Consider the following 20,923-nt stretch of genomic DNA (forward strand, 5'->3'; position numbering starts at 1 on the left):
CGGGATCGGTAGAAGCGGCAGTGTATGTCGCTATTGGCGGTTTCGGAGGGTTTTACAAATTTCCTCATTGTTGCTGGGAAGGGGGTCGCTAGCGTGGCAAGAGGTCGTATCGCGATACGGCCACGCCCCTGCCTGCGACATGAGGATGTCCACCGTGAATGTCGCTGGCCGCCTGGCCCGCATCGTCGCCCTGTCGCTGTTGTCGGCGCCGGCCTGGGCCGGGCAGTGCGAAGGCCCCATCCTGCTCGCCTATCCCGGTGACCGTGCACCGCTGTCGTCCAGTCTGGACAACCAGCCACACGGCCTGGTGGCCGCCTACCTGGCGCTGCTGCAGGAACAGTACCCCACGCTGCGCGCCACACCGGTCGCGGCGACGGCGCTGGCCGCCGCTGCGCTGCCTGCCGGTACCCACGCCGTGCTCGGCTGGCCGCGTGCGCAGAAGCCCAAAGGCTGGGTGGCCAGCGTGCCGTACCTGCAGGTGCCGCAGGTGATCGTGCGCCGCCCCGATGCGCGGTCGATCATCGGCCTGGACGGACTGCACGGTCACGGCGTGGCCAGCCCCGACATCGTGCCGCTTGCCAGGGTGCTGGAGGAAACGGGCGCGGACGTGCCGCTGCTGCAGGTGGCGGCGTTGGACAAGGCACTGCAGCTGCTGATCAGCGGCCAGATCGATGCGGTGGTGGGCAACCTGGTGGAAGTGGAAGCCACCCTGCGCAATCGGTCTGGCGACGTGCTGGACGTGGCGGCGCCAGCCGGCTTCAGCGACGCACTGGTCCTGGCCGCGCTGCCGGCGTGCGCGCACCTGGTGGCCCGCTTCAACCAGTTGCAGGCAGGCATGACGCACGAGCAGCGCGAGGCATTGCAGGCACACTGGATCTCGACATCCCCTCGCCCTGGCCGCGCGCCGGTGTCGCCGCTGCGCGGGTCGATCACGGTGCTGCTGGTGCTGCTGACAATGGGCCTGGTGTATGCGTTCGGATACTGGCGACTGCACCGCGAAGGCCAGCGCAGGCAGGCGCTGGAGCAGCGCCTGCAGGAGGTCACCGCCAACCTGCCGGCGGTGGTGTACCAGGCGCGGCGCAGCAGTACCGGCGAGTACAGCGTTCCCCACATTGCTGGTGACGTGCATGCCCTGTTCGGGATCAGCGTGGATACCGCGCGGGTCGACCATGGAAGCCTGCTGGCGGCAGTCCATCCGCAGGATCGCCGCTCGGTGCTGGCCTGCGTAGACGCCGCTGCGCTGGTGCGCGGGCCCATCGACGTCACTTTCCGCACGCGTGGTCCCAATGGCTGGCGCTGGGTACGTTCACACGGGCGACCCATCGCCTGCAGCGACAGCGGAGTGGAATGGAGCGGGTACTGGATGGACGTCACCGAGGCGCGCGCGCGTACGCAGGCATTGAACGACGCCCGGCGCGACGCGGAGCAGGATGCTGTCGCAAAGACCCATTTCCTGGCCACCATGAGCCACGAGATCCGCACGCCGATGAGCACCTTGCTGGGAACGCTGGAGTGTTTCGGCAGCGGCGCACTGGATGCGCGCCAGCGTCAGGTACTGGCGACCATCGATGATGCGGCGCAGATGTTGCGGCAGATCCTTGACGACGTGCTGCACAGCCAGCGCCTGCAGTCTGGCCCACAGCCACCGCAGTGTCTGCCCACCGACCTGGCCGAGCTGCTGCGGGCAGTGCAGCGCCTGCTGGTGCCGGTGGCGGCAAGCAAGGGGCTGCATCTGCGCTGCGACGTGGATCCTGCGCTGCAGCAGGGATCGTTGGCGGATGGGCTGCGCCTGCGCCAGATCCTGTTCAACCTGGCGGGCAACGCGCTGAAGTTCACTCTGCAGGGTGGCGTGGATCTGCAGGTGCGGGTGCAGCAGCAGCGCGAGCACGGCCAGCAGGTGCGGCTGCAGGTGACCGATACCGGTGTGGGCATCAGTCGAGAGCGCCAGCGGGCGGTATTCGCAGCGTTTACCCAGGCCGACGCCTCCACCACCCGGCGCTTCGGTGGCAGCGGCCTGGGCCTGGCGATCTGCCGGGAACTGGCGGCGTCGATGGGCGGGCAACTGCAGCTGTGCAGCACGCCGGGCGCGGGTACCACGGTGTGGCTGGACCTGTACCTGCCCGCCTGCGAGGCGCCATCGGCGGAGCATCGCGGCGAGGCCGCTGACCTGCCCACGCTGCCGCCGGTACGGGTACTGGTTGCCGAGGACCATCCCACCAACCTGCAGTTGCTGGTCCGGCGTCTGCGGGATATGGGCCTGCAGGTGCATGCCACCGCCAATGGCGAGCAAGCGTGGGAGGCGTGGCAGACACACCGGTTCGCGTTGGTCATCACCGACTGCCACATGCCGGGCATGGACGGCTTTGCCCTGGCCCGCGCCATCCGCGCCGATCCACGGGACGACGCGGCACGGGTACCGATCATCGCGTTGACCGCCAGCGTGCTCGACAGTACCCGCCAGGCCTGTCACGACGCCGGCATCGATCGCTTCATCGCCAAGCCGGTCGACCGCCCAGCACTGCACGCCACCCTCGCCGCAGTACTGATGCCGCCGGTCGGTCTGTCAGTGCGCCAGTAGTCGCGCGATGCTGGCAGCGGCGTCGCGACCTTCGGCCACCGCGGTCACCACCAGGTCGGCGCCGCGCACCGCGTCGCCACCGGCGAACAGGCGGGGATGGGCGGTCTGGAAGGGCAGCTTGCCTTGGCCTCCAGCGAGGATGCGGCCGTTGGCCTGGCCCTCCACGCCATGCTCGGCCAGCCACGACGGCACGCTGGGCGAGAAGCCGAACGCGATGATCACCACGTCCGCTTCCAGCAGCGACTCGCTGCCTTCGATCTGCACCGCGTTCTGGCGGCCATTGGCATCGGGTTCGCCCAGCCGCGTTTCGATGACGGTGACCCCGATCACTTCGTCGTCGGCACCGGCTTCGATCGACAGCGGCTGGCGGTTGAACAGGAAGCGCACGCCTTCCTCGCGTGCATTGGCCACTTCGCGCGCGCTGCCCGGCATGTTGGCTTCATCGCGGCGGTAGGCGCAGGTGACCTTGGCCGCACCCAGCCGCACCGCGCTGCGCACGCAGTCCATGCCGGTATCACCACCGCCCAGCACCACCACGCGCTTGCCGTTGAGGTCGGGCAGGGCGATGGTGTCTTCCCAGCCGGCGATCGGCCGGCCTTGCGGATCATCGCCGCCGACGATGCGGCTGTTCTGCACCAGGAACGGCAGCGCCGGCAGCACGCCCTTCAGGTCCTGGCCGTCCAGGCCACCATCGGTATAGCGGTAGGCGCCGGTACCGACGAACACCGCATCATGGGTGTCCAGCAGCTGCTGCAGGCTGACGTCGCGGCCGATCTCCACGCCGAGGCGGAACTGCACGCCCATGCCCTCAAGCACGTCGCGACGACGGCGGATCACGTCCTTGTCCAGCTTGAAGCTGGGAATGCCGAACTGCAGCAGGCCACCGACCTGTTCGTAGCGGTCGTAGACCACCGCGGTGATGCCGGCATGCGCCAGACGATCGGCACAGGCCAGGCCTGCCGGGCCGGCACCGATTACCGCCACCGTGTGGCCAGTGGGCTGCACCGCAGTCATATCCGGGCGCCAGCCGGTGGCCAGGGCGGTGTCGACGATGTACTTCTCCACCGCGCCGATGGTGACCGCGCCAAACTCCTCCAGCGTGCAGCTGCCTTCGCACAGACGGTCCTGGGGGCACACCCGGCCACACACTTCCGGCAGCGGGTTGGTGCTGTGGCACAGCGTGGCCGCTTCATGGATGCGGTTTTCCTGCACCAGCTGCAGCCATTGCGGAATGGCGTTGTGCACCGGGCACTTCCAACTGCAGTACGGGTTGCCGCAGTCCAGGCAACGGCCGGCCTGGTACTGCGCATCTTCCTTGCCGAACTTTCCGTACAGCTCGCCCCAGTCGCCGGAGGTGCGCAGTTCGACCGGGATGCGTTGCGGCATGGTCCGGGGCAGGTCGAGGAACTGGAAGGCGTGCTTGCGGCTCATGGCGGGCTCTGTGGTGTTTTCCGGTTGCCGGCCAGCGGCCGGCACTACAGCGGTGGGGAAGCCGGTGCGCCCAGTGCATGCGGCGCATCCGTCATGTGCGGTGTGTCACGCTGCGCGGCGCAGGGTTTCGGTGAGCGATTCGATGCTGGCGGCCTTGGGTTTGACCAGCCAGAACTTGCCGATGTAATCGCGGAACTCGTCCATGATCTGCTGCGCCCAGATGCTGCCAGTCAGCTCGCGATGACGCCCGATCAGACGGTGCAGGTGCTGGCGGTAGTTCTCGAAGCCCTCGGCGGACACGCGATGGATGTCGATCAGTTCGTGGTTGTAGCGGTCGACGAAATCGCGGTCCACGTCCAGCACGTAGGCCAGGCCACCGGTGAAGCCGGCACCGAAGTTGAGACCGACTTTGCCCAGCACCAGCACCACGCCGTCGGTCATGTATTCGCAGCAGTGATCGCCGGCACCTTCCACCACCGCCAGTGCGCCGGAGTTGCGCACGGCGAAACGCTCACCGGCACGGCCGGCGGCAAACAGCTCGCCACCGGTGGCGCCGTAGAGGCAGGTGTTGCCGATGATCGCGGTGCTGCGTGCCTCGAAGCGTGCGCCACGCGGCGGACGCACCACCAGGCGGCCGCCGGCCATGCCCTTGCCGACGTAGTCGTTGGCTTCCCCTTCCACTTCCAGATGCAGGCCGCCGACATTGAAGGCGCCGAAGCTCTGTCCGGCGCTGCCACGGAAGCGCAGCTCCAGCGGCGATTCGGCCATGCCCTGGTTGCCGTGCGCGCGCGCCACGGCGCCGGCCAAGCGGGTGCCGATGCTGCGGTCGGTGTTGTGGATCAGGAAGCGATGCTCGCCGCCGCGCTTGTGTTCGATGGCCTCGGCCAGCAGGCCATCCATCTGCGTGGCCAGACTGTCCGGGGATTCGTACAGGCGCTGTGCGGCGCAGTGGCTGCCTTCGTAACTGGCATCGGCCAGCAGCCGCGACAGATCCACGCGTACGTCTTCGCGCGGCGAGACGTCAAGCTGGCGCAGCAGGTCGGTACGGCCGACGATCTCCTGCAGCGAGCGTGCACCCAGCACCGACAGCCAGCCGCGCACTTCCTCGGCCAGCAGGCGGAAGAAGTTCTCCACGCGCTCGGGCTGCCCGGTGAAATGGTTCTCGCGCAGGCGCTCGTCCTGGGTGGCCACGCCTGTGGCGCAGTTGTTGAGGTGGCAGATGCGCAGGTATTTGCAGCCCAGCACGATCATCGGCGCGGTGCCGAAGCCGAAGCTGTCCGCGCCCAGCAGTGCGGCCTTGACCACATCCAGGCCGGTCTTCAGGCCGCCGTCGGTCTGCAGCAGGGTGCGCCCGCGCAGATCGTTGGCCACCAATGCCTGGTGCGCCTCGGCGATGCCCAGCTCCCACGGCACGCCGGCATAGCGGATCGAGCTGACCGGTGAAGCACCGGTGCCGCCGTCGTGGCCGGAAATGGTGATGAGGTCGGCACCGGCCTTGACCACGCCCGCAGCGATCGTGCCGACGCCGGCATGGCTGACCAGCTTCACCGACACCAGCGCGGTCGGGTTGACCTGCTTGAGGTCGTAGATCAGCTGCGCCAGGTCTTCGATGGAGTAGATGTCGTGGTGCGGCGGCGGCGAGATCAGGCCGATGCCGGGCTTGGCATAGCGCAGCCGCGCGATCAGTTCATTGACCTTGTGCCCGGGCAGCTGCCCGCCTTCGCCGGGCTTGGCGCCCTGGGCGACCTTGATCTGCAGCACTTCGGCATTGACCAGGTATTCGGCGGTGACGCCGAAGCGGCCGGACGCCACCTGCTTGATCTTGCTGCGCTTGTCGGTGCCATAGCGTGCCGGGTCTTCGCCACCTTCGCCGGAATTGCTGCGGCCGCCGAGGCGGTTCATCGCAATCGCCAGTGCTTCATGCGCCTCGGGCGAGAGCGCACCGAGGCTGATCGCTGCGGTATCGAAGCGCGGGAACAGCTCGCTGGCCGGCGCCACCTCGTCCAGTGGCGTCGGCGTCACCGCCGGCACCAGCTGCAGCAGGTCGCGCAGCGCAGACGGTGGGCGCGCATGCACGGCATCGCAGTACTGCTGCCACGCGCGTGGGTCACCGCTGCGCGCCGCGCGCTGCAGGGTGGTCACCACGTCCGGGTTGTACATGTGGTATTCGCCGCCGTGCACATACTTCAGCAGGCCACCGACATCCACGCCCTGCTGCGCATCCCAGGCCTGCGCGCACAGTTCACGTGCATCGGCATCCAAGCGCGCGAAGCCGGCGCCACCGATGCGCGAGGCGGTATCGGGGAAGCACAGATCCACGACCTCCGGTTCCAGGCCGATGATCTCGAACAGCTGCGCACCGCGATAGCTGGCCACGGTGCAGATGCCCATCTTCGAGATGATCTTCGACAGGCCCTTGTAGATGCCCTTGCGGTAGCGGCGGCCGATCTGCGACTGCTCGCCACCCTTGCTCAACTTGAGGATGCCGCGACGACCGAGGTCGAACAGGGTCTGGTAGGCCAGATACGGGTACACCGCCGTGGCACCGAAGCCGAGCAGGCAGGCCATGTGGTGCGCGTCGCGCGCGCTGCCGGTCTCGACGATCAGGTTGACGTCGCAGCGCAGGCCCAGGCGTGACAGGTGGTGGTGGACCGCACTGGTGGCCAGCAGCGCATGCACCATCGGCCGCCCGGCCACCGGGTAGCGGTCGGACAGCAGCAGCATCACCATGCCATCGCGCGCGGCCTGTTCGGCTTCGGCGCAGATGCGTTCGATGCCCGCACGCAGGCCTTCGTCTTCGCTGTAGGACAGGTCGAGCAGGCGGTTGGCCTGCACGTACTGGTCCATCTTCAGCAGCTGGCGCAGCTTGCGCTGGCTCAGCACCGGCGAATTGAGGATGACGTGGTTCACTGTCTCCGGGCCGGCATGGAAGATGTTGGTCTCCTTGCCGAGCTGGGTGGACAGGGACATCGCGCAGTCTTCGCGCAGCGGGTCGATCGGCGGGTTGGTGACCTGCGCGAAGGCCTGGCGGAAGTAGTCGTACAGCGGGCGGCTGCGCTGGCTGAGCACGGCCATCGGCGTGTCATCGCCCATCGAGCCGGTGGCTTCCTGTTCGGTCTCGGCCAGCGGCCGCAGCACCTGCTCCACTTCCTCGCTGCTGAGCTGGTACAGCTTGTGGTAACTGCGCAGGGTGCTTTCGTCGAACGGTTCTTCCACCAGCGACGGGTCGATCAGTTCGGTCTGCAGGTAGGTGACGCCCTGCTGCAGCCACTGCTTGTACGGCGCACGGCCGCGGTTGATGCGGTCGATGGCATCGGAATCGAGCAGGTCGCCGCGCTTGAGGTCGATGGCGATCATCTCGCCCGGGCCGAGCTTGCCCTTGCGCACCACGCGCTCGGTCGGCACTTCCCAGACGCCTGCTTCGGAGGCAACCAGGAAGTGGCGATCAGCGGTCAGCATCCAGCGCGCCGGGCGCAGGCCGTTGCGGTCGAGGGTACACACCGCGTAGCGGCTGTCACAGGCGACGATGCCGGCCGGGCCGTCCCACGGTTCGCTGTTGAGGCCGTGGAACTCGTAGAACGCGGCCAGGTCCGGGTCCTTGAATTCCAGCGACTGCGTTGCCGGCGGCACCAGGATGCGCAGCGCCTGGATCAGCTCCATGCCGGCGGACACCATCAGTTCCAGCATGTTGTCCAGGCTCTGCGAATCCGAGCCGTGCATGGAAATGACCGGGTCGAATTCGCCGATGTCGAAGCGCGGCGTCTTCCACACCTTGCTGCGTGCCTGTGCCCAGCGGCGGTTGCCTTCGATGGTGTTGATCTCGCCGTTGTGGGCGAGCATCCGGAACGGGTGTGCCAGCGGCCAGCGCGGCAGCGTATTGGTGGAAAAGCGCTGGTGGAACACGATGGCGCTGGAGGCCAGTTCGCGGCGCTGCAGGTCCGGGAAGAAACGGCTGAGCTTGTCCGGCAGCACCATGCCCTTGTAGCTGATGGCATTGGGGCTGAGCGTGGTGACGTAGTAGTCGGCGTGCGCGCGCAGCAGCTGCTCGCTGCGGCGGCGGGCCAGGAACAGGGCAAGGCCGAAGCCGGCGTCATCCTGTCCGACGCCGGCATCGACGAACACCTGTTCGATGCGCGGCAGGGTGTCGCGTGCCAGTTGGCCGCAGACGCTGTCGTCGGTCGGTACGTCGCGCCAGCCGGCCACCTTGCAGCCCACCGCCTCGATCTGCTGCTGCAGCTGCGTGCGGCAGGCCTGCGCGGCGTCGGCATCGTGCGGCAGGAACACGAGGCCCGCGGTGAAGCGCGCGCCGACGGCGATGCCCGCTTCGCTGGCCAGCAGTTTCAGGAAGGCATCGGGGCGACGCAGCAACAGACCGCAGCCATCACCGGTCAGGCCATCGGCAGCGACACCACCGCGGTGGGTCATGCGCGAAAGCGCGGCGATGGCGGTATCGACCAGCAGGCGCGAAGGCTGGTCGTCGAGCTGGGCGACCATGCCAAATCCACAGGCATCGCGCTCGGAGCGCGGGTCGTAAAGCCCTTGGCGGTTGCGGGGGGCCATCTCTACCTCGATGCGTAATGAAATGAGCAGGGACACTCGTGCCCGCTCACTCCCTGGAGCGCATCATGAGGCCACCGGATGCCTCGACTACATCACAGGTTGCTGCAACGCCGCAATACACGGTTGCAGGCGCAACCAAAGCGCCGGCAAACGCTTGCCGGCGCGGGGTTGGTCAGCCGCAACGAACGCCGCTGACCACGTCCTTTGCGTCCACTTCGATGTTCAGGCGGTCGCCCAGGAACTCCATCGTGGTGACGTCATTGGGGTGCAGGACGCGGATCTGCTTGGCCGCCGCATCTTCCTGGGCCTGCTTGCCCAGCGCTTCGGTATAGGCCTGGCCGACCAGGCTCTGCACCTGGCTGGCGTCGCAGTTGCCGACCGGCGGTGCTTCGGTGGCCTTGCCGGCTTCGTCGGCCGGGGCTTTGGCGGCCTCGGCGGCCTGCTGTGCGTGGGCGGTGGCCGAATCCTGCTCATCCAGCGACGGCGCCTGGCAGGCGGTCAGGGCCAGCACGGCCGGCAGCAGCAGGGCGGAGAGGGAACGGACGCGGATCGGAAACGACATCATGACTCCGGAATGGAAGGGACGGTGAAAGGCCGAGCATAGCGGCGAACCCGCCCTCACGTGTTTGTCTTGCGTTATTGACGTGGCCACGCCGCGCCGATCGGCAGACTGCAGGCATGCCAGCAACCTCCACACCCGAACGCGAGGCCGCGCGCGCCGCCGGCCTGCGCTACGTCGATGACACCCAGCCCGGTTTCAGCCGCGTCCGCGCCGGTAAAGGCTTCTCCTATCGCGATACCGATGGGCACGCCGTGCGCGATGCCGCCACGCTGCAGCGCATCCGCTCGCTGGCCGTGCCCCCGGCCTACACCGCCGTGTGGATCTGCGCCCATGCCAACGGCCATCTGCAGGCCACCGGCCGCGACGCACGCGGGCGCAAGCAGTACCGCTACCACCCCGATTGGGCGGCCGTTCGCGATGCGGGCAAGTTCGACCGCACCATCGCCTTCGGGGAAGGGCTGCCGAGCCTGCGCCGGCGGCTCAGCCGCGACCTCAAGCGCAGCGGCTTCCCCCGTGAGAAGGTGCTGGCGGTGGTGGTGGCGCTGCTGGCCGATACGCTGGTGCGGGTGGGCAACGAGACCTATGCCAAGGAAAACAAATCCTACGGCCTGACCACCCTGCGCAACCGGCACCTGGACCTGCTGCGCGGTGGCCGCGTGCGGATGCGTTTCCGTGGCAAATCAGGACAACTGCATGAGGTGACAGTGGGCGACCGCAAGCTCGGCGCGCTCGTGCGTGGCGTGCAGCAGCTGCCGGGGCAGGCACTGTTCCAGTACCGCGACGATGAGGGTGTCGTGCAGCCGGTGGATTCAGGGGCGGTGAACGATTACCTGCGCGAAGTGATGGGCGAAGACTTCACCGCCAAGGACTTCCGTACCTGGGGCGGAACGCTGGCCGCCGTGCAGACCTTCGCCGCCACCGAGCTGCCAGAACCGGCCAGCCAGCGCGCGCTGGCCAAGGCGCAGCGCGAGGTGGTGTGCCAGGTGGCCGCACGGCTGGGCAATACGCCAGCGGTATGCCGCAAGGCCTACATCGATCCCTGCGTGTTTGCGGGTTGGGAAAGGGGCGAGCTGACCGCGCTGACCGGCCTGCGCGGCCCGCGGCAGTGGGAGCAGGCGACACTGAAGGTCCTGCGCCGTGCGCGCCGCCTGGCCAAGCGCGGCGGCGCGTCGTAACGGTCAGCCGCAGTAGATCGCAGTGATGTTGTTGGTGCGGCCCTTTTCGATGGTCAGGCGCTCCCCGCCTTCGCTGGCGGGCGGCACACGCGGACCGTCGTGACGCAGCACCTGCACGTGCAGGCTGTCGCTGTCGACGCGGGCGCGCTCGACGGTGGCATCCGATGCCGCCAGGCCGACCGCACCGCGCACCATGTCCGAATGGCACTGGCCGGAAATCACGCCATCGATGGGCTGGATCTGGGCGACGGGGCTGCTGCTGCAGGCGGCGAGAGCGAAGCAGACGGCGGCGGTGGCAATGGCATGTTTCATGGGGGACGTTCCTCGTGTTGTGGCCTGCAGGGTGCGACGACAGGCGTGGTGGCGGAATGAATGCCGTGCACGCGATGGACACGGTGCGCTCACTGCTGCCAACAGCCTGCGTGGAGACACTGCATGAGCGGCGCACGCCGCCCCCGGTACTGCGGCGCACGCGCCCCGGTAGTGCCGGCCGCTGGCCGGCAACCCCCATCCCCCCGAGGAGACCTGCATGGCCACCACCAAGAAGACCCCCGCCCGCCGCAAGGCATCGCCGAAGGTACGCAAAGACACCCAGGCGGTGCCAGCCGCCGCCGACGCCACTACATCCGAGCGCCCGCGCGTGGTGAAAACGGCGACCCGCAAGGCCGCCGCTTCCGATCCGCGCGCGGCCCGCGTGGCAGCGCGCCAGCGGCGCCTGCAGGACCAGGAAAAGTCGAAGGACCTGCGCGCGGCGAAGAAGGCAACGAAAAAGGCGACCAAGAAGACCGCCACCCAGGCTGGCCCACGCCGTCAGCCGGAGACGATGCCGGCGCAGCAACTGCCCAAGCCGGGCCATGAGCATGCGCTGGAACTGGCACCGCGCTTCCTCGCCCCGGACTATGTCGGCAGCGGCAAGCTGCAGGGCATGCGCGCGATCATCACCGGTGGCGATTCCGGCATCGGCCGCGCGGTGGCGGTGCTGTTCGCCCGCGAAGGCGCAGACGTTGCGGTGCTGCATCTGGACGAAGCCGAGGATGCCGAGCTGACCCGCCAGCACGTGGAAAAAGAGGGCGGCCGCTGTGTGGTGATCGCTGGCGACGTGCGCGATCCGCGCTTCTGCAACAAGGCCGTGAAACAGGTGGCCAAGGCCTTCGGCGGCATTGACATCCTGGTCAACAATGCGGCGTTCCAGCTGCACTGCGAACGGTTGGAAGACCTGGAAGATGCACACCTGCAGGAAACCCTGCAGACGAACATCGGCGGCTACATCCAGATGGCGCGCGCGGTGCTGCCGCATCTGGGCGAGGGCGCCAGCATCATCAACACCGGTTCGGAAACCGGCCTGTTCGGCAGCAAGGCACTGATCGATTACTCGGCCACCAAGGGCGCGATCCATGCGTTCACCAAGGCGCTGGCCAGCCAGCTGCTGCCGCGCGGCATCCGGGTCAACTGCGTGGCGCCGGGCCCGGTATGGACGCCGTTGAATCCCGCCGACAAGCAGGCGAAGGATGTGGCCGAGTTCGGCAAGGACAGCGACATGGGCAGGCCGGCGCAGCCGGAAGAACTGTCGCCAGCCTATGTGTTCCTGGCGTCACCTGCCTGTGCCAGTTACATCAGCGGCGTGATCCTGCCGGTGATGGGTGGGCCGCGCGGTTAGCGCGCGGTGGAATAGAAACCGGCAATGCGCGGAATGAACTGCTGCGGGTTGGCGCCGACCAGATTGGTCAGCACGACAACGGCGAGGTCGCGCTCGGGATAGACGATGAAAGCCGAGCGCGCACCACCCATGCCCCCCACCTGCAGGTCGGGGGCGGTGTTGAACACCGGCCAGCCTGCGGCCCAGTCACCGGCGCTGCCATCGTTGAGGCGCTCGGCCGTCCACATCTGCTGCATCGCGCGCTGCTCCATCAGGCGTCCATCCTGCAAGGCAACCAACCAGCGTGCGGTGTCATCGGCCGTGGTGAGGATGCCGCCCCCCGCCCACAGGCTGGGCGGCATGTCGTAGAACCAGTGCGACAGCCGGGGCGTCGCATACTTGGCGTCCGTTGCGCGTGGCAGATAGCTGTACATCGTCGCCGCATCCGGGACCAGGTCGTAGCTGTCACCGAACGTGGTGCGTGCCATGCGCGCGGAGGAGAACTGGCGGGTGGCCAGGAAGCGTTCGTAGGCCATGCCGGATTGCTGCGTGATGATCCGCGCCAGCAGCACGTAATTGGTCTGGTTGTACTGGAAGCGCTCGCCCGCCGCGGCCTCTATCGGCAGCGCACTGACTGCCTGCCATGCCGCCTGTTCCGAGCCACCGCCCAGCAACCCTTGTGCATCCAGGATGTCGGGGAGGCCGGAGGTATGGGCAAGCAGCTGGCGCACGCGTACCGCGCGCCAGCTCACGGGCAGGTCGTCGAGATAGCGCGAGACCGGTGCGTCCAGATCCACTTGTCCGTCCTGTGCCAGCTGCGCCAGAGCGACGCCGGTGAAGGATTTGGTGGCCGAGTTGAGCGGGAACCGCGTGCTGCGGGTGGCGACCACGCCGTTCTCGACGTTGGCCAGCCCGTAGGTTTCCGACAGCACCACCTGGCCATCCTTGACCACGGCGATCTGCAGGCCCGGGATGCGCTGTTCCTGCATGGTCTGGCGGATGAAGCGGCGGGTCTGGTCGTTGGCCTGGTCCTGGTTGGCGGAGACAGCGGCGAAGGGCAGCAGGCTGATGATCATGAGCAGGGTTCGTAGCGTCTGGCGAGGCATGCGGGATCCCGGAGGGCAGGAAGATCGGCGGCGATGACGGCTGCCGCAGGTGTCAGGCCATGGGTCGGATGCGCGCCCGGTGCAAAAGGTTTAAGCCGGCCGCGTGCCCTACCGTTCGTCGGCCCATGACTTCCGGGGGGTTGACTACAGATGTCGTCATGGCAACAGTAGCGACACGTGTAGTCAAGGGAGTGTTGTCATGCGTGGCAAGACCATCGGGGACCAGGAACTGGCCCTGCTGCAGTATGTGGATGAGCAGGCACCGGCCAGCGTCGGCGAGGTCGCCAGCGGCTATGGCGAACCGCGCGGACTGGCCCGGTCCACCGTGTTGACGATGATGGAACGCCTGCGCGCCAAGGGTTACCTGCAGCGTTGGCAGCAGCAGGGTGTCTACCGCTACCAGCCCACCCGTGGCCCGGAGAGCGTGCTGCAGGGCGCCGTTGCCCAGTTCGTCGACAACACGCTGCAGGGCTCGGTCTCGCCGTTCGTGGCATACCTGTCGCAGCGGCAGAAGGTCAGCGACAACGAACTGGCCGAACTGGAAGCGCTGGTGGCCGAACTGCAATCGCGTCGTCAGGAGGACTGAGCCATGGATACCTCGATGTTGATTCCGATGCTGGAGCGGCTGGGCTGGACCAGCCTGCAGACTGTGCTGCTGGTGGCGCTGGTGTACGTGCTGTGCCGCGCGCTGCCGACACTGTCGGCGGCCACCCGCTGCCGCTTGTGGTGGCTGGTATCGCTGCAGGCCGTGGTCGGCCTGTTGTGGAGCCAACCGCTGCAGCTGGCCTGGCTGCCCGCACCCGATGCGGTGGCAATGACGACCGTGGATCTTGCGGCGGACGCGATATATACGATGGCACCGGAGGCATCGGCGCACCTGCTGGCGAACACGCCGATGGGTGATGTCGGCAGCACCCCGGTGGCCTGGTGGGCGTTGGCACTGGCCGCGCTATGGATGTCCGGCGTACTGCTGATGGCGTTGCGGACCTTTGGCGAATGGCGCCGTTGCCGCGCGCTGCTGGCAGCGTCGTATCCGTGCGAGGACCAGGCGCTGGTGCAGGCGCTGCAGCTGGCGTCGGATGCGCACGGTCTGCGCAGCGCGCCGCGCCTGTGGATGAGCGACCAGGTCGACGCGCCGCAGCTGGTCGGGCCGTTCCGTCCGGTGCTGCTGCTGCCGGCAGGAATGAACGCGCTGCAGGGCGATGCGCTGGATCTGGCGCTGACCCACGAACTGCAGCACCTGCAGCGTCGTGATCTGCAATGGGGACTGCTGCCGGCCCTGGCCCAGCATCTGTTCTTCTTCAATCCGCTGCTGCGCCTGGCCGTGCGCGAATATGCCCAGGCCCGCGAAGAAGCCGTGGATGCGGCCGTGGTCGGCCAGCATGGTGCCAGCCGCCATGCCTATGGCCGCCTGTTGCTGCAGCTGGGTGTGGCGCCGCAGCCGCACCTTGGCGTGGCCAGCGCAGCGCCCAGCACCACCAGTCTCAAACGCCGCCTGCTCTCGCTGCAGTCGCACCGGGCGTGCCCCCGCCTGCTGGCCATCGGCCTGACCCTGGTGGTGTTGGCCGTGGGTGTGGCGCCGATGCGTCTGGTGGCCGCACCGGTCCCGCCTGCGCCGCTGGCACCGCCGCGCGCTGTACCTGCGCCGCCGCCGCCAGCGGCGCCTGCAGCACCCTCGGCACCGGCAGCGCCGCCTGCCGCAGCGGTACCTGCAGAGCCTGCTGACTGGGCCGAGCCGTCTGAGCCGGAAGAACCTGCCGACGCTGACGAGTACGAGGCGCAGGACACGAGCACCCATTCGCACACCGGAACCACCATCGTCACCCATGGTCAGCTCGATCTCGGCACGCCACCGCAGCAGGCCTTCGTCCTCGTCGACCACGGCCTGGCGTTCGCCAATGCCGGCATGGACGATGTGATGCAGGCGCGCAGCCGGATTGGCGACGGCCCGGCGCTGTGGTTCCGCCAAGGCGACAAGCGCTACGTGGTACGTGATCCGATGCTGATCCAGTCGTTGCAGCGTGCCTATGCCGGCGCCGCCGATCTGGGCCGCCAGCAGAGTGAGCTGGGCCGCCAGCAGAGTGTCTTGGGCCGTCAGCAGGGCCAGCTTGGTCGCGAGCAGGGCGAGCTGGGCAGGCTGCAGGGTGAAGAGGCGCGTGAGATCGCCCTCGCCGCCGCACGGGCTGCACGCAACGCGATCAACGATCGCGACATCAACCGTGAAGCGGCAGCCGAAGCGGCGCGGGCCACCCGTGGCGCGGTGGACGATGCGAAGAGTGCACGGCAGGCGGCGGCTGAAGCGCAGCGGGCGTCACAGGTTGCCCGCAACCAGGCGCTGCAGTCCGCGCGCAGCCGCGAAATGAGCCGTCTCGCCAGTCAGCAGGCTGCGCTGGGAAGCCAGCAGGCGGCACTGGGCAGTCAACAGGCCGCGTTGGGTGAGCGTCAGGCACGGCTGCAGGCACAGGCGTCGAAACAGGCAGAGCAGGTAATCGCCCGTGCGCTGGCCAGCGGCAAGGCCGAGCAGTTGTAATCGGGGAATGCCGGCCGCTGGCCGGCAATGTGGGGGTGCCGGCCAGCGGCCGGCACTACCCCGGATCGATCAGCCGCAGCTGGCGCGCTCGATGCGGTTCTGCGCATCCACCTGCACGGTCACGCGGTCCTGGCGGAAGTCCATGGTGACGGCCATGCCGGGCTTGACCACGCGTGCATTGCGCGCGCCGCTGTCGGCCACCAGCTTCTTGATCGTCGCTTCGTCGGCGATCTTGCCGGTGAAAGCCTCCAACGCATCGGGCCTGCATTCCTGCGGGCCATCGGACACCTTGGCCGGCAGGCTGCCGGTACCGGCGGCGCTGCCGCTGCCGGCGTGGCTGCAGGCCGCGAGTGGCAGGATGGCCGCAAGCAGCAACAGGGAGGATCGACGCATGGGAATACTCCTGGGTGACGTTCGGTAGCGGCAGTGTCGCCGGGCCGCGTGTCAGCGATGTCAACGCGGCCTGAATCCGTCCCCCCGATCATCCGCTTACCAGCGCCAGCGTCTCCCGTTCGCGTTGCTCTTCCCGCACCAGCCGCTGCAGCAGCAGGGCCAGGGTCACCACGTCCTGGTGGTTGTGGTCGGCCACCCGGCGCAGATTCACCGTATCGCCGCCGCGCAGGAAACGCAGCCACGCAGCGGGGGCTTCCGAACCGGGCAGATCATCTTCGCGCACCACACGCAGCAGTTGCCGCTCGATGGTGGACAGCTTGCAGTTCTCCCAGGTGCCGCGATAACGGCGGCGGGTGGGATACAGCAGGTCGACGTGGTCCAGCGAGGTGATGGGATCGGCCTGTCGGGCCAGCCGGTAGCGCGTCTTCAGAAGGGGGGCGTCGTAGCTGCGTCCGTTGTAGCTGCAGAACACCGTATGCGGCTGCAGCCAGCGGGCGAAGGTGGCCAGCATGGCTTCTTCAGCGGCCATCGTGGAGATCAGCAACTGGCGGATGCGCAGGCCCTCGCCGCGCTGGGGGCACACGTGCCAGTCGGCGGCGCCGATCATGAAGGCACGGGTGCCGGTGCCACCGGCCAGGCCGGTGGTTTCGGTATCGAAGAACAACAGGTCGCGCGCAGCCACGTGCTGGTCTTCGCGCTTGGCGAACGCCAGCGACAGCGGTGCGGTGGGAATGGCCTGCGGCTGCAGTGACTCGATCAGGAACAGGCCGGGCGCGATCTCTTCGCCGGGCAGCTGCCGGTCCTGCGCGCTGGCGCGTGCCGGCGCAGGTCCGCCACGCGAACGCATGCCGAGCAGGCGATGCAGGCTGCCGACCTCGGGCCGTCGCAGTGCTGGCGGCGCAGGCGCGGTGGTGGCGGTGCCGGTCGGCTTGTGGCGGATCTCCTGTTCCACCCAGGCAAACACCGAACGCTCGGCCGGTGGCTGCCGCGCATCGTTGGCGGCCACCGGTGCCGGTGGCGAGTCCTGCGCCGGCGCGGCAGGCGTGGCCGCTTTCGGGTCACCGGCCTGCTTCCGCAGCAGGCGCAGCTTGTCCAGACTCAGGCTCACGGGGCAATCAGCTCCACGGGGTCGCGCGTGCTCACCACCACGTCGGCGACATGCTGGCAGGCCTGCGCATCGAACAGGTCGAGCACGCGCAGCGCCAACGCACGCGGCGAGGTTTCATCTTCTTCCTGCGCGGCCAGCACCGGGCCGACGCAGGCCGGGCAACCCGCCCTGCAGTCGCAGCGCTGTACCAGTTCGCGCGCGCGCTGCACCAGCTCGGCCTGGCGCTGCCACAGCGGCTCGCTCAGACCGACGCCACCGGGGAAATTGTCGTACAGGTATACGGTCGGCACGAATTCCTGCAGCAGTTCCACCGCGCCCGGCTCGCCATCGCTGCCACGCAGCTGGCCGCGGCCGCTCTGGTCGGCAATCGCGATCCAGGTGCCATCGCCGTTGCCGACCGACTTCTGCAGGTCGCGTGCATCGGCCATCACCGCGACGGTGGCAACAATATGCAGCGCGTAGGCCGCGCCGAGGAAACCATCCAGTGCGTCCTGCTTGCTGGCGAAGGCGCGCAGCAGCAGCGCCTGCGGCAGCTGCCACCACACCGCGGTGGTGTGCAGTTCCTGGTCGGGCAGGTTGACCGGGCCGTAGCCGATGTTCTCGTGAGTGTAGTAGCGGATCTTCTTGTAGCCGGCCACACGCCGCACCACGTGCACTTCGCCATGGTGCGAATCACCACGGCCGGCCACGCCGCCATCGAAACGGTCCAGCACCTTGAGCTTGGTGAAGTCGATGCTGTCGGTGTAGTAGTCCACGTGAGTGCGGGTGACATAGGCCTTGCGGCCTTCCCAGTCGAGCGTTTCCACCTGGTAGGGCGTGGACTGCACCATGTGGATGGCACCCTCGTACAGGGTGAGCGCGGCGGCGGAGTAATCGACCTCGGCGATGATCTGCTGGCGGCCATCGCTGCGGTCGACCACCACGAAGTTGCCATCGGCCACCGCACGCAGGCTGACCGCGTTGGCCGGATAGCTGTCGGCGATCCATTCCCAGCGCTCGCCTTCGCGGTGGATCACCTCGGTTTCGGCCAGCGCTTCCAGGAACACCTCCGGGTCGATCGGGCCGAAGCCATCACCGACCCGGAACGGCAGCTCGAAGGCCGCGCAACGGATATGGTCGAACAGGATCAAGGGCTGGTCGGGCGCGATGCGTGCGTGCTCGGGCGAGGCCTCGGCGAAGAAGTCCGGATGCCGCACCACGTACTGGTCCAGCGGTTGCGAGCTGGCCACCATCACCCCCAACGACGGTTGCTGGCGGCGGCCGGCGCGGCCGAAGCGCTGCCAGGTGGCGGCCACGCTGCCGGGGTAGCCGTTGAGGATCACCACATCCAAGCTGCCGATATCCACGCCCAGTTCCAGCGCTGAGGTGCTGACGATGCCGTCGATGTTGCCGGCACGCATCGCGCGCTCGGTCTCGCGGCGTTCGGTGGGCAGGTAGCCGCCGCGGTACGCGCGGATGCGCGGTGGCTTGCGCGGGTCGTGGTCGAAGATGTCCTTCAGGTACTTGGTCAGCACCTCCACCATCAACCGGGTCTGCGCGAACACCAGCGTCTTCAGCCCGGACTTGATCGCGATGCGCGCGATGCGGTTGCTCTGCGAGCGCGCCGAGGCCCGCAGGCCCAGGTCCGGGTTGATCACCGGCGGGTTCCACAGCAGCACCTGCTTCGGCCCGCTGGGCGCGCCGGATTCGGTGATGGCAGTGACCGGGGCTTCGATCAGCGCCTCGGCATGCGCCTGCGGGTTGCCGATGGTGGCCGAGCACAGGATGAACTGCGGTTGCACCCCGTAGAACGCGCAGATGCGCTTGAGCCGACGCAGCACGTTGGTGACATGGCTGCCGAACACCCCGCGATAGGTGTGCACTTCGTCGATGACGATGTAGCGCAGGTTCTCGAAGAACTGCGCCCACTTGGTGTGATGCGGCAGGATCGCCTGGTGCAGCATGTCCGGGTTGGACACCACGATGTCGCCGTGCAGGCGGATCGCCTGCCGCGCATCGCCGGGAGTGTCGCCATCGAAGGTGAAGGCCTTCACCCCGAGATCGCCAGCGCGGTTGAGCTCCAGCAGTTCGGCGACCTGGTCCTGGGCCAGCGCCTTGGTCGGGAACAGGTACAGCGCCTTGGCCTTGTCCTGCATGGCGGCACTGACCACCGGCAGGGTGTAGCACAGCGACTTGCCGCTGGCGGTGGGGGTGACGATGGCCACGTGCTCGCCACGCTGGCTGGCGTCCCAGGCTTCGGCCTGGTGGCTGTAGAGCTGCTCGATGCCACGTGCCTTCAGTGCCGCCGCCAGGGCCGGTGGCACGGACTCGGGAATCGGCGCGTAGCGGCCCTCGCGGCCGGGAATGGCGAAGCTGCCGGTGATGCGGTCCTGGTAGCGGCGCTGCAGGCGTGCGCTGAGCAGGGCACCGTCGCGGGCGGGCAGGCCGTCGCGGGTAGCGAGCTGCTGCTCCGCATCGGCGGTGCGCTTGGCGAGTTCGTAGGCCATGTGAAATCGATTTTCAGGGGTTCACATGGCACCACAGATGGATCTCAGCATGTGAGACGCCGCGACCGGATGGAGTGAATCATTCAGTGCCGGGGGCCGGGCGTGCCTCGAACGCGGCGCTATGCGCGGCACTGCGGCGGACGGACCGATGAACACACACGACGAGCATCAGCACGTGCCAGCATGCCGCCAACAGCGCAAACAGCTGCCAACGGAATACGCCCGGCCAGCCCAGGTCCGGCCGTTGCGGCAGGGGCGACCAGATGACGCCGAGCACCAGTAAAAGCAGCAGCAGGCCGAGCCAGGCCAGGTGCCAGACCCCCCCGCTGGTCGGGTAGCGCAGCCGGTCGCTGGCCAGGCACCAACCGGGTCCCGCGGCCAGCACCTTGCCATCACAGGCGCGTACATCCAGGCGCATCGAGCGACCCGTGGTGAATCCCTCGGCGTCCACCCACTCCCATGGAAGCTGCACGCGCAGGTCGTTGCCCAGCAGCCACGCCCGCGATGTCTGTCCGTTCCGCTGGTATGCGCGCAGGCGCCCCTGCACCTGCAGCACGCGCTGTGCCGTCGCAGGGCCACTGCGGCGCGGTCGACCCAGCCAGAACCCCAGGCCGGCAATGGCGAGCAGGGGCACTCCTGACAGGTAGCTGACATCACGCGGCAGGGGCAGGCAGAGCAGGCCGGACGCGTCGGCAGCGGCCCATAGCGCCAGCACCGCGATCAACAGCGCGGACGGGCGCAACCCGGGACCGAGTCGCATCGCGACTTCTTCCGGTGTCTCCAGACGCTCGCCCCGGATCCGGCTGGCGGCTGCAACCGGTCGCATTGCGGCCACATGGAATCCATTGAGACGCACCACAACGGCCCAGCGTTCGCTCAGCACCACTTCGGCGTCATTGTCCGCAGCAAGGTGTGGGCATGCCTGCCGCGGCAGCAGCACGGGAATGCCGCCCAGCAGGCCGTCGCAGACGGGGTAGTGGCGGCTGACGGCGCCTCCGGTGAACGTTCCGCGCAGTACCTGCACCCGGTCACCATGGACGCAGCCGGTCAGTGCGCGCACCGTTGCCAGCGCCGCGTGTTCATCGGCATCCAGCGTTCGCAGTGCGCTGCTCCGGCGCAGCAATGCCAACCCGGTGCGGAGGCGGGACGTCCATTCGGCAACGGCGGCAACAATCATCGCCAACAGCAGTGCGAGTACGACCAGCAGCGCAGCGCGGGTCATCAGCGGCTGAACCGCTGCAGCGACATGGAGGTGGAGGGCGGTGCCATGGTCGACAGGGGTAGCGGGAAATACCGCAGCTTGTCGGCCCAGCGTCCTGATGGGAATGACGATTGTTGCAAACTTCGGCGCACCGGCC

At 68.2% G+C, this 20,923-nt stretch carries 14 protein-coding genes; 5 read left to right on the forward strand and 9 right to left on the reverse strand.

What is annotated here, in order from left to right:
- Positions 1-145: 145 nt before the first annotated feature.
- Entirely contained in the window at positions 146-2,578 is a 2,433-nt protein-coding gene (locus tag ACQ5SA_RS16220; protein ID WP_499314982.1) for an ATP-binding protein, read from the forward strand.
- On the opposite strand, the gene ACQ5SA_RS16225 is transcribed toward ACQ5SA_RS16220, so the two are convergent.
- The 3 genes from ACQ5SA_RS16225 to ACQ5SA_RS16235 all read right to left on the reverse strand — a co-directional run bounded on the left by ACQ5SA_RS16225 (position 2,564) and on the right by ACQ5SA_RS16235 (position 9,131).
- Positions 2,564-4,009: an FAD-dependent oxidoreductase gene (locus ACQ5SA_RS16225; RefSeq protein ID WP_499314984.1), complete on the reverse strand. Its 1,446-nt coding sequence runs from the start codon at positions 4,007-4,009 to the stop codon at positions 2,564-2,566. The genes ACQ5SA_RS16220 and ACQ5SA_RS16225 overlap by 15 nt on opposite strands.
- 105 nt (positions 4,010-4,114) lie before the next feature.
- On the reverse strand, positions 4,115-8,569 hold the full coding sequence (gltB, locus tag ACQ5SA_RS16230; RefSeq protein WP_499314985.1) for a glutamate synthase large subunit: 4,455 nt from the start codon (positions 8,567-8,569) through the stop codon (positions 4,115-4,117).
- Between the two features lie 172 nt (positions 8,570-8,741).
- Positions 8,742-9,131, reverse strand: coding sequence for an I78 family peptidase inhibitor (locus ACQ5SA_RS16235; RefSeq protein WP_230111476.1), 390 nt, complete (start codon positions 9,129-9,131; stop codon positions 8,742-8,744).
- Between the two features lie 116 nt (positions 9,132-9,247).
- Between ACQ5SA_RS16235 and ACQ5SA_RS16240 the strand changes: the two genes are divergently transcribed.
- A complete protein-coding gene (locus ACQ5SA_RS16240) occupies positions 9,248-10,306 on the forward strand; it encodes a DNA topoisomerase IB (RefSeq protein ID WP_499314987.1) in 1,059 nt (352 codons plus the stop codon).
- A gap of 3 nt (positions 10,307-10,309) precedes the next feature.
- Here the strand turns inward: ACQ5SA_RS16240 and ACQ5SA_RS16245 are convergent, their stop codons facing one another.
- Positions 10,310-10,618: a putative periplasmic lipoprotein gene (locus ACQ5SA_RS16245; RefSeq protein ID WP_100461762.1), complete on the reverse strand. Its 309-nt coding sequence runs from the start codon at positions 10,616-10,618 to the stop codon at positions 10,310-10,312.
- 217 nt (positions 10,619-10,835) lie between these two features.
- Here ACQ5SA_RS16245 and ACQ5SA_RS16250 point away from each other — a divergent pair, with 217 nt between their 5' ends.
- Positions 10,836-11,963, forward strand: coding sequence for an SDR family oxidoreductase (locus ACQ5SA_RS16250; protein ID WP_499314989.1), 1,128 nt, complete (start codon positions 10,836-10,838; stop codon positions 11,961-11,963).
- On the opposite strand, the gene ACQ5SA_RS16255 is transcribed toward ACQ5SA_RS16250, so the two are convergent.
- A complete protein-coding gene (locus tag ACQ5SA_RS16255; protein WP_499314991.1) occupies positions 11,960-13,018 on the reverse strand; it encodes a serine hydrolase domain-containing protein in 1,059 nt (352 codons plus the stop codon). The two genes, ACQ5SA_RS16250 and ACQ5SA_RS16255, sit on opposite strands and share 4 nt — an antisense overlap.
- Before the next feature lie 229 nt (positions 13,019-13,247).
- On the opposite strand from ACQ5SA_RS16255, the gene ACQ5SA_RS16260 reads away from it, so the two are divergent.
- Together ACQ5SA_RS16260 and ACQ5SA_RS16265 are read left to right on the forward strand one after the other, a co-directional pair.
- Positions 13,248-13,634, forward strand: a complete 387-nt coding sequence (locus tag ACQ5SA_RS16260; protein WP_499314993.1) for a BlaI/MecI/CopY family transcriptional regulator — start codon at positions 13,248-13,250, stop codon at positions 13,632-13,634.
- Positions 13,635-13,637: 3 nt separating this feature from the next.
- Positions 13,638-15,578, forward strand: coding sequence for a M56 family metallopeptidase (locus ACQ5SA_RS16265; protein ID WP_499314995.1), 1,941 nt, complete (start codon positions 13,638-13,640; stop codon positions 15,576-15,578).
- Between the two features lie 69 nt (positions 15,579-15,647).
- Here ACQ5SA_RS16265 and ACQ5SA_RS16270 read toward each other — a convergent pair whose 3' ends face one another.
- The 4 genes from ACQ5SA_RS16270 to ACQ5SA_RS16285 form a co-directional block, all read right to left on the reverse strand.
- Entirely contained in the window at positions 15,648-15,971 is a 324-nt protein-coding gene (locus ACQ5SA_RS16270; RefSeq protein WP_499314997.1) for an I78 family peptidase inhibitor, read from the reverse strand.
- An 88-nt stretch (positions 15,972-16,059) separates the two neighbouring features.
- The gene (locus ACQ5SA_RS16275; protein WP_499314999.1) at positions 16,060-17,079 is read right to left on the reverse strand and encodes a ribonuclease H-like domain-containing protein; all 1,020 of its coding nucleotides are present in this window, start codon (positions 17,077-17,079) and stop codon (positions 16,060-16,062) included.
- Entirely contained in the window at positions 17,076-19,565 is a 2,490-nt protein-coding gene (locus ACQ5SA_RS16280; protein WP_499315001.1) for a DEAD/DEAH box helicase, read from the reverse strand. Before ACQ5SA_RS16280 ends, ACQ5SA_RS16275 begins: the two co-directional genes overlap by 4 nt.
- A gap of 79 nt (positions 19,566-19,644) precedes the next feature.
- Positions 19,645-20,787, reverse strand: a complete 1,143-nt coding sequence (locus ACQ5SA_RS16285) for a hypothetical protein (RefSeq protein WP_499315003.1) — start codon at positions 20,785-20,787, stop codon at positions 19,645-19,647.
- Positions 20,788-20,923: the final 136 nt, after the last annotated feature.

The sequence above is a fragment of the Stenotrophomonas indicatrix genome (assembly GCF_050573115.1).
In the GTDB taxonomy this organism is placed as follows: Bacteria; Pseudomonadota; Gammaproteobacteria; order Xanthomonadales; family Xanthomonadaceae; genus Stenotrophomonas; species Stenotrophomonas lactitubi_A.

What these genes read in the sequence shown, in the direction of transcription:
- ACQ5SA_RS16255 (WP_499314991.1), bottom strand. Translation starts at nt 13,018, where the DNA reads ATGATCATCAGCCTGCTGCCCTTCGCCGCTGTCTCCGCCAACCAGGAC.
- ACQ5SA_RS16265 (WP_499314995.1), top strand. Translation starts at nt 13,638, where the DNA reads ATGGATACCTCGATGTTGATTCCGATGCTGGAGCGGCTGGGCTGGACC.
- gltB (WP_499314985.1), bottom strand. Translation starts at nt 8,569, where the DNA reads ATGGCCCCCCGCAACCGCCAAGGGCTTTACGACCCGCGCTCCGAGCGC.
- ACQ5SA_RS16270 (WP_499314997.1), bottom strand. Translation starts at nt 15,971, where the DNA reads ATGCGTCGATCCTCCCTGTTGCTGCTTGCGGCCATCCTGCCACTCGCG.
- ACQ5SA_RS16280 (WP_499315001.1), bottom strand. Translation starts at nt 19,565, where the DNA reads ATGGCCTACGAACTCGCCAAGCGCACCGCCGATGCGGAGCAGCAGCTC.
- ACQ5SA_RS16250 (WP_499314989.1), top strand. Translation starts at nt 10,836, where the DNA reads ATGGCCACCACCAAGAAGACCCCCGCCCGCCGCAAGGCATCGCCGAAG.
- ACQ5SA_RS16260 (WP_499314993.1), top strand. Translation starts at nt 13,248, where the DNA reads ATGCGTGGCAAGACCATCGGGGACCAGGAACTGGCCCTGCTGCAGTAT.
- ACQ5SA_RS16235 (WP_230111476.1), bottom strand. Translation starts at nt 9,131, where the DNA reads ATGTCGTTTCCGATCCGCGTCCGTTCCCTCTCCGCCCTGCTGCTGCCG.
- ACQ5SA_RS16245 (WP_100461762.1), bottom strand. Translation starts at nt 10,618, where the DNA reads ATGAAACATGCCATTGCCACCGCCGCCGTCTGCTTCGCTCTCGCCGCC.
- ACQ5SA_RS16225 (WP_499314984.1), bottom strand. Translation starts at nt 4,009, where the DNA reads ATGAGCCGCAAGCACGCCTTCCAGTTCCTCGACCTGCCCCGGACCATG.
- ACQ5SA_RS16220 (WP_499314982.1), top strand. Translation starts at nt 146, where the DNA reads ATGTCCACCGTGAATGTCGCTGGCCGCCTGGCCCGCATCGTCGCCCTG.
- ACQ5SA_RS16240 (WP_499314987.1), top strand. Translation starts at nt 9,248, where the DNA reads ATGCCAGCAACCTCCACACCCGAACGCGAGGCCGCGCGCGCCGCCGGC.
- ACQ5SA_RS16285 (WP_499315003.1), bottom strand. Translation starts at nt 20,787, where the DNA reads ATGACCCGCGCTGCGCTGCTGGTCGTACTCGCACTGCTGTTGGCGATG.